This is a genomic window from Cupriavidus sp. OTU4054, from assembly GCF_038440175.1.
GTDB classification, from domain to species: Bacteria; Pseudomonadota; Gammaproteobacteria; order Burkholderiales; family Burkholderiaceae; genus Cupriavidus; species Cupriavidus pauculus_D.
The window spans coordinates 15,574-29,897 of sequence record NZ_JASATF010000025.1 but is presented as its reverse complement, the minus strand read 5'-3'; the positions used below and the strand labels follow the sequence as shown (position 1 = coordinate 29,897).

14 protein-coding genes are annotated in these 14,324 nt (G+C 67.3%); 10 read left to right on the top strand and 4 right to left on the bottom strand.

Translation table 11 applies throughout. The annotated features are described in order from the left end of the window. Positions 1 to 43 precede the first annotated feature (43 nt). Positions 44 to 466, bottom strand: coding sequence for a MarR family winged helix-turn-helix transcriptional regulator (locus tag AAHB16_RS24975; protein ID WP_150372755.1), 423 nt, complete (start codon positions 464 to 466; stop codon positions 44 to 46). A gap of 180 nt (positions 467 to 646) precedes the next feature. Here AAHB16_RS24975 and AAHB16_RS24970 point away from each other — a divergent pair, with 180 nt between their 5' ends. Beyond that, a complete protein-coding gene (locus AAHB16_RS24970) occupies positions 647 to 1,270 on the top strand; it encodes a response regulator transcription factor (protein ID WP_342052263.1) in 624 nt (207 codons plus the stop codon). Positions 1,271 to 1,287: 17 nt separating this feature from the next. On the opposite strand, the gene AAHB16_RS24965 is transcribed toward AAHB16_RS24970, so the two are convergent. Then, a complete protein-coding gene (locus AAHB16_RS24965) occupies positions 1,288 to 2,373 on the bottom strand; it encodes a CaiB/BaiF CoA transferase family protein (protein WP_342052262.1) in 1,086 nt (361 codons plus the stop codon). Between the two features lie 147 nt (positions 2,374 to 2,520). On the opposite strand from AAHB16_RS24965, the gene AAHB16_RS24960 reads away from it, so the two are divergent. Continuing rightward, a complete protein-coding gene (locus tag AAHB16_RS24960) occupies positions 2,521 to 2,961 on the top strand; it encodes a universal stress protein (RefSeq protein WP_150372758.1) in 441 nt (146 codons plus the stop codon). 12 nt (positions 2,962 to 2,973) lie between these two features. Here AAHB16_RS24960 and AAHB16_RS24955 read toward each other — a convergent pair whose 3' ends face one another. Together AAHB16_RS24955 and AAHB16_RS24950 are read right to left on the bottom strand one after the other, a co-directional pair. After that, positions 2,974 to 4,023: a serine/threonine protein kinase gene (locus AAHB16_RS24955; RefSeq protein WP_342052261.1), complete on the bottom strand. Its 1,050-nt coding sequence runs from the start codon at positions 4,021 to 4,023 to the stop codon at positions 2,974 to 2,976. A 5-nt stretch (positions 4,024 to 4,028) separates the two neighbouring features. After that, positions 4,029 to 5,651 (bottom strand): DEAD/DEAH box helicase, encoded by a 1,623-nt coding sequence (locus AAHB16_RS24950; RefSeq protein ID WP_150372760.1) that lies wholly within the window; start codon positions 5,649 to 5,651, stop codon positions 4,029 to 4,031. Positions 5,652 to 5,891: 240 nt separating this feature from the next. Between AAHB16_RS24950 and AAHB16_RS24945 the strand changes: the two genes are divergently transcribed. The 8 genes from AAHB16_RS24945 (at position 5,892) to AAHB16_RS24910 (ending at position 14,317) form a co-directional block, all read left to right on the top strand. Next, positions 5,892 to 6,389, top strand: coding sequence for a hypothetical protein (locus tag AAHB16_RS24945; protein WP_342052260.1), 498 nt, complete (start codon positions 5,892 to 5,894; stop codon positions 6,387 to 6,389). Positions 6,390 to 6,499: 110 nt separating this feature from the next. Continuing rightward, complete coding sequence (miaB, locus tag AAHB16_RS24940) at positions 6,500 to 7,852, top strand: tRNA (N6-isopentenyl adenosine(37)-C2)-methylthiotransferase MiaB (RefSeq protein ID WP_150372761.1); 1,353 nt, start codon at positions 6,500 to 6,502, stop codon at positions 7,850 to 7,852. Between the two features lie 20 nt (positions 7,853 to 7,872). Continuing rightward, positions 7,873 to 8,889: a PhoH family protein gene (locus tag AAHB16_RS24935; protein WP_150372762.1), complete on the top strand. Its 1,017-nt coding sequence runs from the start codon at positions 7,873 to 7,875 to the stop codon at positions 8,887 to 8,889. A gap of 40 nt (positions 8,890 to 8,929) precedes the next feature. After that, positions 8,930 to 9,664: an rRNA maturation RNase YbeY gene (ybeY, locus tag AAHB16_RS24930; RefSeq protein WP_342052259.1), complete on the top strand. Its 735-nt coding sequence runs from the start codon at positions 8,930 to 8,932 to the stop codon at positions 9,662 to 9,664. A 151-nt stretch (positions 9,665 to 9,815) separates the two neighbouring features. After that, entirely contained in the window at positions 9,816 to 10,703 is an 888-nt protein-coding gene (locus tag AAHB16_RS24925) for an HlyC/CorC family transporter (RefSeq protein WP_150372764.1), read from the top strand. 89 nt (positions 10,704 to 10,792) lie between these two features. Further along, on the top strand, positions 10,793 to 12,379 hold the full coding sequence (lnt, locus tag AAHB16_RS24920; RefSeq protein ID WP_446718134.1) for an apolipoprotein N-acyltransferase: 1,587 nt from the start codon (positions 10,793 to 10,795) through the stop codon (positions 12,377 to 12,379). Positions 12,380 to 12,749: 370 nt separating this feature from the next. Then, entirely contained in the window at positions 12,750 to 13,688 is a 939-nt protein-coding gene (gene glyQ / locus AAHB16_RS24915; RefSeq protein WP_150372765.1) for a glycine--tRNA ligase subunit alpha, read from the top strand. Then, positions 13,685 to 14,317 (top strand): hypothetical protein, encoded by a 633-nt coding sequence (locus AAHB16_RS24910; protein ID WP_150372766.1) that lies wholly within the window; start codon positions 13,685 to 13,687, stop codon positions 14,315 to 14,317. Before glyQ ends, AAHB16_RS24910 begins: the two co-directional genes overlap by 4 nt. Positions 14,318 to 14,324 lie beyond the last annotated feature (7 nt).

Below are 14,324 nucleotides of genomic sequence, written 5' to 3'. Positions count from 1 at the left end.
CATGTAATGACCAGAAAATGGCCGCGTGCGGCGGCCACCGTTTTCAACCGAACACCGCTCCCAACAAGTCGCTGCGCAATGCCACGGCTTCCTTGCGTCCCATTTTGGTCTCGAACTCCGCCTGCGCCGCGCGCCAGTACGGCTCGGCTTCGGCCAGCCTGGCCATGCCCGCCGCGGACACGGTGAACGACAACGCGGCGCGCGCGCCCTCCGTGCTGGCCGTCAGCAGTCCCGCGTCCCGCAGCGGCTTGAGCGCGCGCATGAGCGTGGTGCGCTCCATGACCATCCGCTCGGCGAGATCGCCCACCACGATGCCCGGCTGCGCCTGCACGAGCGCAAGGATCGAGAACTGGGAGATGGACAGCCCCACGGCGGAAAGATGACCGTCGTAGATACGCGAGGTGAACCGGGCCGCGCGGCGCGCGGCCAGGCAATGGCAGAGATCGGGTCCGGTAATGCGGTTCATGGTCGAAAGTTTGGTGTGCAATTGCACAGAAGTCAAGCGGCAGGATGCGCAATACGGCGTTGCGGAAATATCAGCCTGATCTCTCGGACGCTTCCGCATGCAATTCCAGACGCTTCGGCGAGGCAATTCGCGCGCCGAAGCCTATGCTCACCGGACCACCTGCACATGAGGAGCATATCGATGCCCGTAGCCTTGATCGTTGATGACCATCCCGCCGTCCGTGTTGCCGTCGCCGCGCAATTGTCGCAGCAGCTCGGGTACCAGACCTACGAAGCCGCGACCGCCGCCGACGCCATGCAGCTGATCGGCGAGGTGACGCCAGACCTCGTGATCGTCGATCTCGACCTGCCCTCGGTGCCGGGCGAAGTGGTCATCGAGGCCGTCGAGGAACGCCACCCTGCGGCCCGCCTCGTCGTCCTGTCGGCGGTATCGAGCGCGTCACTGCGCGCGCTTCAGGCGGGCGCGCACGGCCAGGTCGCCAAGGACTCGGGCCTCGATGAACTCGGAAAGATCGTGGACGCCGTCATGGCCGGCTACGTCGTGTTCCCCGCGGCACTGCTGGAGTCGCTGCATCGAATGGCCGGCGGCCAGAACGATCCGATGGCCGAACTCAGCCGCCGCGAAGTGACCGTCCTCCGTTTTCTCGCGGGAGGCCAGTCCAACAAGGCGATTGCCGAAACCCTGCATATCAGCAACAAGACGGTGAGCTCGCACAAGACCAGCATTATGACCAAGCTCGGCCTGAAATCGATGATCGACCTTGCCGAGTTCGCGCGCAAGCACCGGCTGATCGGCACGGACTGACATGCCGATGGCATCGATCACGGCGCGGGACGCGCCGGGATAAAGCGCGGCGCGGGCGCCGCCTGCACGACCTCGCGCCCGGCGTGCGCATAGACGCGGTACGTCTCGCGCGCGACGTTGTGCGGATGCCGCGCGGCCTCGTCGATCGTCAGCACCGGCGCGAAGCACGCATCGGTGCCTTCGAAGCGCTCGCGCCAGTATGCGAGCGGCGCCCCGGCAATCGCCGCGGCAAGGCGCGCCTTCAGCGCGGGCCACTGCGCGCGATCGTATTGCGCGGCCGGATCGACGTCGTCGAACCCGAGCCGCGCAAGCAGCTGCCGATAGAACGGCGGCTCGAGCGCGCCGAAGGTCAGCGCGCGCCCATCGGCACAGCGGTAGACATCGTAGAACGGCGAGTCGTGAAACGGACTCGGCGAAGGACCATCGACCGAGCCCGCAGCGCGTGCGACATTCAGCAACCCGCCGAGCATCGCGACGATATCGGTGATCGCCGCATCGACGACAGAGCCCTGCCCCGTCGCGCGCGCATGCAGGATCGCACTCGTGATGCCGAACGCGAGCCCGAGCGCGCCCGTCGCATCGCCCATCACCGTCGGTGGCGTTCTCGGCAGCGCGCCCTCGCCCGCGGCGCCGTGCAATAGCCCGGACAGCGCGAGGTAGTTGATATCGTGACCCGCCTGCTGCGCGAGCGGCCCCGTCTGGCCCCAGCCCGTCATGCGCCCGTACACGAGCCGTGCATTGCGTGCATGACAGTCCGCGGGACCGAGGCCCAGGCGCTCCATCGCGCCGGGACGCAGCCCTTCTATCAACGCGTCGGCCTGCGCCACGAGATCGAGCGCGGCCGCACGTCCGGCGTCGGTCTTGAGGTCGAGCGACATGACATTCTTGTCATGATCGAGCGCTACCTCGGGGGGCATGTCACCATCGAGCAACAGGCGCCGCGCTTCGGGCGCGACCGGACGCGTGACCAGCGTCACGTCGGCGCCGAGACCGGCCAGCATCGCGCCGCACAACGGGCCGGGCCCGATGCCTTCGAACTCGACGACCCGGATACCTTCCAGCGGACGCAAACCCGCCGGTCTTTCTTGCTGCGATGGATCCATCGGAAATGCCTCCCCTCGCGGAACGGTGATGTGGAACGAATCTGCGATGCGTTTGATCCAAATCGTGACATCGTAAATTAGCGACTGTCATGATGCACATGGGCACTGGCCCTAGTCGTAGGGCTCACTCTTCAAGGAGATCCAGTCATGACCCAGATCGTGCTTGCCACCGATGGCTCCCCGTTCAGCGACGCCGCGGCGCGCTTCCTTACCCGCGGCGACCTGCTGCAGCCCGGCTACACCGTGCATGTATTGCATGTCACCCCGGACGTCACCGGCCAGGTCCGCGCGTTCGTCAGCAAGGAGGCGGTCGAAGACTGGCATCGCGAGGAAAGCGAGAAGGCGATGCAATCGGTCTGCGACATCCTCGCCGCGGCCGATATCGCGTTCGAACGCCACCCGTTGCATGGCTTTGCGCCGGACAAGATCCTTGGCTATGCGAAGTCGGTGAATGCCAGCGCAATCGTGATGGGCACGCACGGCCGGGGCACGTTCTTCGACGCGGTGCTCGGCTCGGTGGCCGGACGCGTGCTCGCCCAGGCAAGTTGCCCGGTGATCATGATCAAGGCGGAGAAGGACAGGAAATAACCTGTCGCGGGCTCACCCCCAGAGCGGGGGTTCGTCCATCAGCGCGATCTGCTCGCGCAATTCGAGGATGCGGTCCTGCCAGTAGCGCGCCCTGCCGAACCATGGGAATGCGGCCGGAAACGCGGGGTCGCGCCAGCGGCTCGCGAGCCATGCGCTGTAGTGGATCAGGCGCAGCGTGCGCAACGCCTCCACGAGCCACAGTTCGCGGGTCTCGAACTCGGCGAAGTCCTCGTAGCCCGCGACGATGTCGGCAAGCTGGTCCTGCATCGCCGCGCGGTCGCCTTCGAGCAGCATCCAGAGGTCCTGCACCGCGGGACCCATGCGGCTGTCGTCGAAATCGACGAAGTGAGGCCCCGGCACGCCACGGCCGCGCGCATCGTCGGCGTCGATCCACAACACGTTGCCGCGATGGCAATCGCCATGCAGACGCAGCATGCGCACATCGCCGGCGCGTTCATAGCAGCGGCGCACACCGTCGAGCGCGAGGTCCACGGCCGCGCGCCACGGCGCAAGCAGGTCCCCCGGCACGCAGTCGTGCGCGAGCAGCCAGTCGCGCGGCGCCACACCGAAGGTCTCGATATCGATCGCCGGGCGCGACGCAAACGGCTGGCGAGCGCCCACCGCATGGATGCGTCCGATAAACCGGCCGAGCCATTCGCGCGTCTCCGCGACGTCGAGCGCAGGCTCGCGGCCGCCGCAACGCGGGAAGACCGCGAAGCGAAAGCCGTCATGCACATGCAGCGTGGAAGGCGGGGTGCCCGCCTCGGCGGCCAGCGCGAGCGGCGGCACCGCGGGAATCTCCGTATCGGCGAGCTCGCGCACGAATGCGTGCTCCTCGACGATCGCCGCGTCGGTCCAGCGGCCCGGACGATAGAACTTGGCGATAACGGGCGCGGCATCCTCGATGCCGATCTGCCACACGCGATTCTCGTAGCTGTTGAGCGCCAGCAGGCGTCCGTCGGAACGCAGTCCCGTGGACTCCAGCGCATCGAGGATCCGCTCGGGCGTCAGGCCGGCATACGGTACGTCGCTGTCGGCGTTCGGCGCGAGCGGAGCGGTCATGGCGGTCAGCCCTTGCGCTGGCCGCCGAGCAGCGCGGCCTGCGGCGCCGGGCGGCGCTTCTGCTGGGACTGCGGCTGCGGGTGGGACTGGGACTGCGGCTGGGCTTGCGCCGGCGACCGCGCCGGGCGCTGCGAACCTTGCGGCTGCGCGGGTCGCTGCCCGCCCTGCGGCTGGCCGCCGCGGGGTTGCGCGCCATTGCGCGCGGGCGCACCCCCTGCGTGCGTGCCTGGCTGCCCGCCACGCTGACCGCCTGCCGGCGCACCCTGCTGTCCGCGGGGCTTGGCCGGCGCGGGCTTCTGGCCCTGCGCCTGGCGCGGAGCGGGCGCGGCTTGCGCGGCCGGCGCACGGGCGGGTTCCCGGCGCTGGCCCTGCTGCGCGCGTTGTGCGCCACCCTGTGCGCCCTGGCCACGGCCCTGTCCGCCACCGCTGCCGCCACGACCCTGGCGGGTCTTCTGGATCGGCTCGGCCGCGATGGTCGGATCGACCTCGAAGCCCGGCAGCACGGTCTGCTCGAGCTGGCGCTTGATCAGCCGCTCGATATCGCGCAGCAGGCCATGCTCGTCCACGCAGACCAGCGAGATCGCCTCGCCTTCGGCCCCCGCGCGGCCGGTCCGGCCGATGCGGTGCACATAGTCCTCGGGCACGTTCGGCAGGTCGAAGTTGACCACGTGCGGCAGCTGGTCGATATCGATGCCGCGCGCGGCGATATCGGTCGCGACAAGCAGGCGCAGCGTGCCGGCCTTGAACTCGGACAGCGCGCGCGTGCGCGCCGACTGGCTCTTGTTGCCGTGAATCGCCAGCGCGGACAGCCCGTCCTTGGTCAGTTGCTCGGCCAGACGGTTGGCGCCATGCTTGGTGCGCGTGAACACGAGCACCTGGTGCCAGTCGTGCTCGCGCACCAGATGGGCCAGCAGCTCGCGCTTGCGGTCGCGGTCCACCGGGTAGACGCGCTGATCGACGGTCTCGGCCGTGGTGTTGCGGCGCGCGACCTCGATCGAGGCCGGGTTGTTCAGCAGACGGTCCGCGAGCGCGCGGATGTCGTCCGAGAACGTCGCCGAGAACAGCAGGTTCTGGCGCTTGGCCGGCAGGATGTTGAGGATCTTGCGGATGTCATGGATAAAGCCCATGTCGAGCATCCGGTCGGCCTCGTCGAGCACCAGCAGTTCGACCTGCGACAGATCGATCGTGCGCTGCGAAACGTGATCGAGCAAACGCCCCGGCGTCGCCACGACGATATCGACGCCGCGCTTGAGCGCATCGATCTGCGGGTTGATCCCCACACCGCCGAACATCACCATCGAGCGCAGCCGCAGGTACTTGCCGTAGTTGCGCACGCTCTCTTCGACCTGGGCCGCGAGTTCGCGCGTGGGCGTCAGCACGAGCGCGCGCACCGGACCACGCTGGCCGCGTGGCGTGGGATGGCGCTCGATCGATTCGTTGAGCAGCTGCAGCATCGGCAGCGTGAACCCCGCGGTCTTGCCGGTGCCGGTCTGGGCGCCGGCGAGCAGGTCGCCTCCCTTGAGAATCGCAGGGATGGCCTGCGCCTGAATCGGGGTCGGCGTGGTGTAGCCTTGTTCGGCCACGGCACGTACAAGCTTGTCGGACAAGCCTAGTTCGGAAAAAGACATGAAATGACGCTTGAGCCGCTCACCGCGCAAAGATTGCGGCAATCGTGGAGCGGCGTGACACAGGATGGCCGGTGACTTGCGCCCCGGGGGCGCTTGCCGGCGTGACGGGTCGATTGCAACCGTCGTCGGAACAGGAAAGGCCCGTAGTGTACCAGTCTGTCGCCAACTGCCTCGCCGGGTCGCCCGCCGAGTGGACGAACAGGTAGAATTGCGGGTTACCTTGCCTCGTCGGAGCCTGCAATGCCCGTTGCTTTCAGCCGTCGCCTTCCGCGCCAACCTGCCGGCGCAAGCCTGCGCCTTTCCCGTCACGTCCGGCGGACGTTGCCACGTCTGGCGCTGGCCCTGGCGCTGGTGCCGGCACTGGCGCCCATCCTCCCGGCGGCGCTGGCGCAGCAGGCCACGATCGTGTCCGACGGGCCGGGCATCACGGGCGGCCCGACGAACAACCCCGTCGGTGTCGGCGCGCCCGTCCGGGCGATTCCCGACGATGCCGGGCAGGCACGCCTCGTGATGGCCGCGCCGAGCGCGTCCGGCCCGCAGACGGCGAAGCTCGGCAGCAAGACCGTGAGCATGGCGCCCGGCCTGCGCGTGTTTTCGACGGACATGCAGCTGACGCCCGTGAGCGCGCTGATCGGACAGAAGCTCGAAGTGCGTTACCGGCTGGACGTGTATGGCCAGCTGCTGACCGCATGGATCATGACCGAGGCCGAATACAAGGCCTGGAAGGCCGCGCACTGAGCCTTCCGGCCAACCCGTAGTACCGTGGTCCCCACCGCGGATGATTTGTCGATGTCACCCGTTGCAAAAGCGGATGCCCCCAGGTTAAACCACTGAGACCGGCACCAACCATGAAGAAAGTTTTCGTCAAGACGTACGGCTGCCAGATGAACGAGTATGACTCGGACAAGATGGTGGACGTGCTCAACGCCACGCAGGGCCTCGAGCCCACCGATAACGTCGAGGAAGCCGACGTCATCCTGTTCAACACCTGCTCCGTGCGCGAGAAGGCCCAGGAGAAAGTGTTCTCCGAGCTGGGCCGCATGAAGGCGCTCAAGGCCGCCAAGCCCGACCTCGTGATCGGCGTGGGCGGCTGCGTCGCCAGCCAGGAAGGCGCGACCATCGTCAACCGCGCGCCGTATGTCGATGTCGTGTTCGGCCCGCAGACCCTGCATCGCCTGCCCGACCTCATCGCGCGCCGCCGCCAGACGGGTCTCTCGCAGGTCGATATCTCGTTCCCCGAGATCGAGAAGTTCGATCACCTGCCGCCCGCGCGCGTGGACGGTCCGAGCGCATTCGTCTCGATCATGGAAGGCTGCTCCAAGTACTGCAGCTATTGCGTAGTGCCCTACACGCGCGGCGAGGAAGTGTCGCGGCCGTTCGAGGACGTGCTCGCCGAAGTCGCCGGCCTGGCCGAGCAGGGCGTGCGCGAAGTGACGCTGCTGGGCCAGAACGTCAACGCCTACCGCGGCGCGATGGGCGGCACGAGCGAGATTGCCGACTTCGCGCTGCTGATCGAATACGTGGCGGAGATTCCGGGCATCGAGCGCATTCGCTATACGACGAGCCATCCGAAGGAGTTCACGTCGCGGCTGATCGAGCTCTATGGCCGCTGCGACAAGCTCGTCAACCACCTGCACCTGCCCGTCCAGCATGCATCGGACCGCATCCTGATGGCGATGAAGCGCGGCTACAGCGTGCTCGAGTACAAGAGCATCATCCGCAAGCTGCGCGTGCTGCGGCCCGAAATGTCGATGTCGTCGGACTTCATCATCGGCTTCCCCGGCGAGACCGATGCCGACTTCGACAAGCTCATGGCGATGGTCGAGGAAGTCGGCTACGACACGTCGTTCTCGTTTATCTTCAGCCCGCGCCCCGGCACGCCCGCCGCGAACCTCCACGACGACACGCCGCGCGAGGTCAAGCTGCGCCGCCTGCAGCGGCTGCAGGCGACCATCGAGGACAACGTGCAGCGCATCAGCCGGAACATGGTCGGCTCGGTGCAGCGCATCCTCGTGGAAGGTCCCGCGCGGAAGGACCCGACCGAGCTGCATGGCCGCACCGAGAACAACCGCGTGGTCAACTTCGCGCTGCCCGGTGTCCCGCAGTCGCAGCGCGATCGCATGATCGGCCAGATGGTCGATGTGAGCATCACCGAAGCGTTCCCGCACTCGCTGCGCGGCGAGATCGTGGTGCGGCAGTAAGCCCCCGTACGACACCGACGATGAAGAAATCCACCGCAGCGATTACCGCAGAATTCGTCGCCCCCCGCGACGACAACACCCGGCTGCAGAACCTGTGCGGCCCGCTCGACGAGAACCTCCGCCAGATCGAGCAGGCGCTCGACGTGACGATCCAGCGCCGCGGCCATCGCATGACCGTGCGGGGCAAGCTGGCGCAGGACGCCGCGCTCGCGCTCGAGCGCTTCTACAACGAGGCGCGCATGCCGCTATCGATCGACGACGTGCAGCTGGGTCTCGTGGAGTCCCGTCAGATCGGCGCCCATGGCAGCTATCTTCCCGATGACGCCGAGACCGAAACCGACGGCGGCACCTCGGTGGATGACGACTCCCCCGTGCTCCATACGCGCCGCGCGGGCCTGCAGGGCCGCACGGCCGCGCAGCGCGAGTATCTGCGCCATATCCTCTCGCACGACCTGACGCTGGGCATCGGGCCCGCGGGCACCGGCAAGACGTACCTCGCGGTGGCCTGCGCCGTCGATGCGCTCGAGCGCGACGCGGTCAAGCGCATCGTGCTGACGCGTCCCGCCGTCGAGGCCGGCGAGCGCCTTGGGTTCCTGCCCGGCGACCTCGCGCAGAAGGTCGATCCGTACCTGCGCCCGCTCTACGACGCGCTGTACGATCTGCTCGGCTTCGACCGCACGCAGAAGATGTTCGAGCGCCAGATGATCGAGATCGCGCCGCTGGCCTATATGCGCGGCCGCACGCTGAACCATGCGTTCATCATTCTCGACGAGGCGCAGAACACCACGCCCGAGCAGATGAAGATGTTCCTGACGCGGATCGGTTTCGGCTCCAAGGCCGTGATCACGGGCGACACCACGCAGATCGATCTGCCGCGCGGCCAGAAGAGCGGCCTCGTGGAAGCGCAGCATGTGCTGCGCGAGGTGCGCGGCGTTTCGTTCACACGCTTCACGAGTATCGACGTGGTCCGGCATCCGCTCGTGGCCCGCATCGTCGATGCCTACGACGAGTATCACGCCCAGCACAAGGACGCCTGATCCAGGCGCCACGGCACTCCCCCACAAAGGACGCAGTATCTTGAAGAAGTCATCCCCCACCACCGTCACCCTGTTCGACGCGGACGGCCGCGCGCGCAAGACCGCCGCGCATGCCCTGCGCGTGCAGCTGCCCGACGGCCGCAGCGTGACGATCGACCTGTCGCAGGCCGCCGACGGCGTGGTCGCGCTGCTCGCCGAGCACACGGACACCGCCCAGCAGGCGGGCCTGCTGGTCCGTCCCGACAATCACGACGCGCTGTCCGTCGGGGTGACGGCCACGCCGCTGACCACCACCACGGGCACGCCGGCCACGCCGCCCGCGCTGGAACTCGATCTCCAATATGGCGACGGCGTGCGCAACGGCGATGGCCTGCCCCGCCGCAAGCAGGTGGAGACGTGGGTCAAGTCCGCGCTGTATGCCGATGCCGCGCTGACCGTGCGCTTCGTGGGCGAAGACGAAGGCCGCGCGCTCAACCGCACCTATCGCGGCAAGGACTACGCCACCAACGTGCTGACCTTCGCCTACGCGGAGAACGCCGACGATCCGGTGACGGGCGATATCGTCCTGTGCTGCCCCGTGGTGGAATCCGAAGCGCGCGAACAGCACAAGCCGCTGCTCGCCCACTATGCGCACCTGATCGTCCACGGCGTGCTGCACGCGCAGGGCTACGAACACGAGGACGACGCCGAGGCCGAGGAAATGGAAGCGATCGAGACCGAGACGCTGCAGGCGCTGGGCTTCGACGACCCGTACCTGCCCGTGCGCGAACATTAAGGCACGTCTGTATTGAGGCACGTCTGTACGGCGGCGCGCGGGGTTCCGGCCCCTTTTGCGCCGCCTTCGGCACTCCAGCCCGGGTACGAGGGCGGGCCGTAAAGCTTTTAGTGTATGCTTCAGACGATCTCCACCACGCGCTAGCCGCGACATGAACGACCCCTATCCCAGTTCGAAAGCTGCCAATTTCAAGCAGTCGGATCGCCCCAGATCCCTTCTCGAACGCCTTTCGGATTTCATTTCTCCTGAGCCGGACACCCGCGCCGAATTGCTCGAAGTGCTGCAGGACGCGCACGGGCGCAATCTGATCGACGCCGATTCGCTCTCGATGATCGAGGGCGTGTTCCAGGTCTCCGAGCTCACCGCGCGCGACATCATGGTGCCGCGCGCCCAGATGGATGCGGTCAATATCGCCGACGCACCCGAGACTTTTATCCCGTACATGCAGCAGACCGCGCACTCGCGGTTTCCGGTCTACGAGGGCAGCCGGGACAACATCATCGGCATCCTTCTCGCGAAGGACCTGCTGCGCTACTACACCGACGAGACGTTCGACCTGCGCGAAACGCTGCGGCCGGCCGTGTTCATCCCGGAGTCGAAGCGACTGAACATCCTCCTGCGCGAGTTCCGCATCAACCGCAATCACATCGCGATCGTCGTCGATGAGTACGGCGGCGTGGCCGGGCTGGTGACCATCGAGGACGTGCTCGAGCAGATCGTGGGCGACATCGAGGACGAGTTCGACCTCGACGAGGATCAGGACAAGATCCTTCCGACGTCCGACGGCGCATGGCGCGTCCATGGGCTGACCGAGATCGGACAGTTCAACGAGGCGTTCGGCACCGCATTCTCCGACCACGACGTCGATACCGTGGGCGGGCTGCTCATCAACCATCTGGGGCATGTGCCGCACCGCGGCGAGATCATCACGCTGCCGCCGATCCGCTTCGAGGTCCTGCGCGCCGACGCGCGCCAGGTCCATCTGCTGCAGGTGCGCCGCGAGGCCACCAGCGACGCCCTGGCCGTAGCCGACGCATGAAGCGTTCCGACACCGGCGCGGCGGAAGCACGCCGCGGCGATGCCAATGCACGCGCCGGGGTTTCCCCCGAACCAACATTTTCACCACCGATGACCTCTGCTTCGGGCAGCCCCACGGGCGACCTTTCGCGCGCGACCGCGCCTGGCCCTCGACTGCGCCTGCTGCTCGCGGCGGTGCTCGGCGTCGCGCACACGCAGGCATTCGCGCCCCACGACTGGTGGTGGCTGCAACTGCTTGCGCTGGCCGGGCTCGTGGCGCTGATGGCCGACGCCGGCCGCGCGCGAATGGCCGCGGCCACCGGCTACGCGTTCGGCATGGGCTGGTTCCTCTCGGGCATCTGGTGGCTCTATATCAGCATGCACGTCTATGGCGAGATGCCGGCCTGGATGGCGGCACCCGCGGTAGTGCTGTTCTCCGCGTACCTGTCGCTGTGGCCGGCACTGGCCGGCGGCGTCTGGTACGGGCTGACGCAGGCGCGCGGCCGCGCGGCCGGTGTCACGGCGGCGGTGCTGTTCGGTGCCGCATGGGGCCTCTCGGAGTGGCTGCGCGGCGTGGTGTTCACGGGGTTCCCGTGGCTCGGCAGCGGCTATCCGCATACCGAAGGTCCGCTGGCGGGCTATGCGCCGCTGTTCGGCGTGTATGGCATCGCCACGCTGGCCGCGACACTCGCGGCGCTGATCGTGGTGGCCGTGCGCGCGGCCGGCCTGCGCCGCCGGGCCAGCGTGGGGGCCGCCCTTGCCTGCGCCGCCGCGATCGCGCTCGTCGGCGCGCTGCTGCGTCCCGTGGCCTGGACACAGCCGGCCGGCAATCCGATCTCGGTGCGGCTGCTGCAGGGCAACGTCGCGCAGGACATCAAGTTCGAGCCCGCCGGCATCCAGCGTTCGCTCGAGCTCTATCGCGATCTGATCACGGCCAAACCGGCGGACCTCGTGGTCACGCCGGAAACGGGTTTCCCGGTGATCCTGCAGGAATTGCCGCTCGATATCGCGCAGGACGTACGGCGCTTTATGGAAAGCTCCGGCAGCACGGTGCTGTTTGGCGCAGTCGGCGCCGACTCACCCGTGGATTTCACGAACAGCGCCTTCGCGATCGGTCCCGAGCATCCGACGCTGTACCGCTACGACAAGCACCATCTGGTGCCGTTCGGCGAGTTCATTCCGTTCGGCTTCCACTGGTTCGTGGACATGATGAAGATGCCGCTCGGCGACTTCCGCCGCGGCGGGCTCGATCAGCCGGCGGTGCCGGTGCGCGGCATTCGCGTGGCACCCAATATCTGCTACGAGGATTTGTTCGGCGAAGAGATCGCGCATACGCTGCGCCACCAGCAGGTGCCGGCCAACATGATGGCGAACATGACCAACCTCGCGTGGTTCGGCGACACGATCGCACTCGATCAGCATCTGCAGATCTCGCGGATGCGCGCGCTGGAAATGCGCCGGCCGATGCTGCGGGCGACGAATACGGGCATGACGGCGGTCGTGAAGCCTGACGGCTCCACGGAGCGGCTGCCGACGTTCGAGGTCGGCACGCTGGCCACGACGGTGCAGGGCATGCAGGGGCTGACGCCGTTCATCCGCTGGGGGAACGTGCCGTTCCTCGCGGCGAGCGGGCTGGTGCTGGCGGCCGCGCTGGTGGCGCGCGTGGTGGCGCGCCTGATCGCGCGCAGGCGGGGCTGAGGGCCGACTAGCGAAGTACCACCGAGACAGCGGCGGCGACGGCCATCACGGCGATGGCGACAAGGTAAGGCTTACGAGGCAACAACGACATGACCGGATCCCCTTATCAATGTGGATGGCAGTTCTGCACGACTGCGTTCTTTGCACTGTATACAAAAACTGTATCGGCACAAATCGTCCTTCTCTGAATATCGCGTCAGTGTTTTCCCGACCCGTTGCCCGAATCTGACACCGCGGCAACCCGCGAAAAATCCGGCATTCCACGCAAACGCCCCCCATCCATGGGGGGTGGCGGTCAAAAAACGATAGAATTCGGGGTTTGGCAAATCCGCCTGCCTGGATTGCCGCCGCATTCATTTCCGTCCTTTCTATGCTGACCTTCCAACAAATGATTCTGACCCTGCAGGCCTACTGGGACCGGCAGGGTTGCGCGTTGCTGCAACCGATCGATCTGGAGGTCGGCGCGGGCACGTCGCACGTGCATACGTTCCTGCGCGCGATCGGCCCCGAGCCGTGGCGTGCCGCGTACGTGCAGCCGTCGCGCCGGCCCAAGGACGGCCGCTACGGCGAGAACCCGAACCGCCTGCAGCATTACTACCAGTACCAGGTGGTGCTGAAGCCCGCGCCCGAGAACATCCTCGAGCTGTACCTCGGTTCGCTCGAGGCGCTCGGACTGGACCTCAAGCAGAACGACATCCGCTTCGTCGAGGACGACTGGGAGAATCCGACGCTGGGCGCATGGGGCCTGGGCTGGGAAGTCTGGCTCAACGGCATGGAAGTGACGCAGTTCACCTACTTCCAGCAAGTGGGCGGCATCGACTGCAAGCCCATCACGGGCGAGATCACGTACGGCATCGAACGCCTCGCGATGTACCTGCAGAAGGTCGAGAACGTCTATGACCTCGTATGGACCGAATGGGTCGAGAACGGCGAGACGCGCCGGCTGACCTACGGCGACGTGTACCACCAGAACGAAGTGGAACAGTCGACGTACAACTTCGAGCACAGCAATACCGACATCCTGTTCCGCCATTTCTCGGAACACGAGGGTGAGGCCAAGCGCCTCATGGGCGAGGTCAAGGAAGGCGAAGCGCCGAGCGGCACGCGCCTGGCCCTGCCCGCCTACGAACAGGTGCTCAAGGCCGCCCACACGTTCAACCTGCTGGACGCGCGCGGCGCGATCTCCGTGACCGAGCGCGCGGCGTATATCGGCCGCATCCGCAATCTGTCGCGTCAGGTTGCGCAGGCCTACTACGATTCGCGGGAGGCCCTCGGCTTTCCGATGTGCGGCAACGGGGCACGCGCATGACGTCCCGCGCGCGCGGCGCGCTGGCAACCCGCGTCACGGTCGCGGCGGCGATCGCGGCGGCCGGCGTGGCGATGGGGGCTTCGGGCAGCGCGCTGGCCGCGCGCACGAGCCCACCCACACCGCAGGCGCTGTACCTGCCGGAGAGTCTCGCCAACGTGTGCGAGGCCGACCAGCAGCAGCTGCAACAGGCGATCTCGCGCCACTGGCGGCCCGGGCTCAATGCCGTGGACCAGTGGACGCAGCTCGTCCGGTCGTTCTCGTGCGATCTGTCCGGATCGCGCGACCTCGGCTGGCATCGCGTGCCGTTGCGCGCTTATGAAAGCGCGATCCGCTACCCGCTGACCTGGGTCGAGTGGGAAGAGCGCAACGGCCACGCGCGGCGTACCGTGAAGATGTACCGCTCGGCCGCGCAGCTGCCCCAGAAGATCGATTTCTGGATCGGCGGGCGCATCGACGAGATTCGCTACGACCGCCGGCAGCAGCGGATCGATGCGCGTTTTCCCGCCGCGGGCAGCCGCGGCGCATCCGGCGTGGCCGCGCAATGCGCGTACACCACGCTGCAGTTCCGGCAACAGAACGGCCTGTGGCTGCTGTCCGGCGTAGAACCCAATCCCGCACCGCGCTGCTGAGCGCGGT

Bases quoted from the DNA above. Each gene is read 5' to 3' on its own strand.
- AAHB16_RS24910 (WP_150372766.1), top strand. From the start codon at position 13,685: ATGACGTCCCGCGCGCGCGGCGCGCTGGCAACCCGCGTCACGGTCGCG.
- AAHB16_RS24945 (WP_342052260.1), top strand. From the start codon at position 5,892: ATGCCCGTTGCTTTCAGCCGTCGCCTTCCGCGCCAACCTGCCGGCGCA.
- miaB (WP_150372761.1), top strand. From the start codon at position 6,500: ATGAAGAAAGTTTTCGTCAAGACGTACGGCTGCCAGATGAACGAGTAT.
- AAHB16_RS24955 (WP_342052261.1), bottom strand. From the start codon at position 4,023: ATGACCGCTCCGCTCGCGCCGAACGCCGACAGCGACGTACCGTATGCC.
- lnt (WP_446718134.1), top strand. From the start codon at position 10,793: ATGACCTCTGCTTCGGGCAGCCCCACGGGCGACCTTTCGCGCGCGACC.
- AAHB16_RS24950 (WP_150372760.1), bottom strand. From the start codon at position 5,651: ATGTCTTTTTCCGAACTAGGCTTGTCCGACAAGCTTGTACGTGCCGTG.
- AAHB16_RS24975 (WP_150372755.1), bottom strand. From the start codon at position 466: ATGAACCGCATTACCGGACCCGATCTCTGCCATTGCCTGGCCGCGCGC.
- AAHB16_RS24960 (WP_150372758.1), top strand. From the start codon at position 2,521: ATGACCCAGATCGTGCTTGCCACCGATGGCTCCCCGTTCAGCGACGCC.
- glyQ (WP_150372765.1), top strand. From the start codon at position 12,750: ATGCTGACCTTCCAACAAATGATTCTGACCCTGCAGGCCTACTGGGAC.
- AAHB16_RS24965 (WP_342052262.1), bottom strand. From the start codon at position 2,373: ATGGATCCATCGCAGCAAGAAAGACCGGCGGGTTTGCGTCCGCTGGAA.
- AAHB16_RS24970 (WP_342052263.1), top strand. From the start codon at position 647: ATGCCCGTAGCCTTGATCGTTGATGACCATCCCGCCGTCCGTGTTGCC.
- AAHB16_RS24935 (WP_150372762.1), top strand. From the start codon at position 7,873: ATGAAGAAATCCACCGCAGCGATTACCGCAGAATTCGTCGCCCCCCGC.
- AAHB16_RS24925 (WP_150372764.1), top strand. From the start codon at position 9,816: ATGAACGACCCCTATCCCAGTTCGAAAGCTGCCAATTTCAAGCAGTCG.